Annotated in this window: 1 protein-coding gene; it reads right to left on the bottom strand. The window is 70.4% G+C overall.

Features of this window, described 5'->3' with window-relative positions; all coding sequences use genetic code 11:
• Positions 1 to 834 (bottom strand): transposase (locus ACH5AC_RS38480; RefSeq protein WP_398866998.1); only part of this gene is annotated, 834 nt, incomplete at its 3' end.
• Positions 835 to 1,095: the final 261 nt, after the last annotated feature.

Raw genomic sequence — 1,095 nt, forward strand, 5'->3', positions numbered from 1 at the left:
CGACGTCAGGACCGGGGAAAGAGGGTGGGCCTCCAGCAGGGTGTTGATCTGGGCTTCCATCGCCCGGCGCTGGGTGTGGACGGCGGCCAGGGAGGCGGCCAGGGAGGGGATGACGATGTCGAGGGTGCCGGTGCCGGGGACCGTGACGGTCTGTTCGTCGAGGGCGTCGAAGACGTCGTCGATCAGCCGCTGGGCCATGCGCGGGGCCTTGGGCCGGATCAGCTCGACGAGTCTGCGGCGGCCGGCTTTGCGCAGGGCGGCCGGGGAGCCGTAGCGCTCCAGCAGCCAGGTCACGGCCTGGTGGTCGAGGCGGGGACCCAGAACGCGTTCGAGGCTGGGGTGGAACTGGGTGAGCAGACCGCGTATCCGGTTGGACGTGCGGGTGGCCTCGGCTGCGAGGTCCTGGTCGAAGCCGACGAGGACCGTGAGTTCGGCGGTGATCTCGTCGGTCAGTTCGAGGGATCGCAGGGTGTGCGGCATGGTGCGGGCCGCGTCCGCGATCACCGCGGCGTCCTTGGCGTCGGTCTTGGCCTCGCCGGGGTAGAGGTCGGCGATCCGGCGCATGGCCAGGCCGGGCAGGTAGGCGACGCGGCAGCCGGCGTCGCGGGCGACGGTCAGCGGGAGGGCGCCGATGGAGGCGGGCTGGTCCACGATGACCAGGACGGTGCCGAACTTTGCGGTCAGCTTGTCGAACACGGCCCGCAGCCTGGGTTCGCTGTTGGGCAGCGGCTTGTCGAAGACCTTCTTCCCGGCCGGGGTGAGTCCGTGGCCGTGGTGGGCACTCTTGCCGACATCCAGCCCCAGGAACACGCCCACGTCTTCGATCTCGAACATCGCGCCCTTTCCGGGTGTTGACGGTGCCGGCCTCGGCTTGGGTGTCGCGCTCGCGCATCCACGTTATGCAGACCTGCCGTCCGCGAACTGCCCGGCATTGCGCCGGACCGGACGGTGGCCGGACCTCTGATCAGCGTCTCCGACGGCACCTCCCGGGCCCGGTGACACCACCCCCCAGGTCATGCCTTCGACAGGGGGCAACAGTCATGCCGGGCCCAGAGGCCAGCGGCCCCGTTGCGGAGCCGCGGAAAACATAACGGG

Source organism: Streptomyces sp. NPDC018693, assembly GCF_044391385.1.
GTDB lineage: Bacteria > Actinomycetota > Actinomycetes > Streptomycetales > Streptomycetaceae > Streptomyces.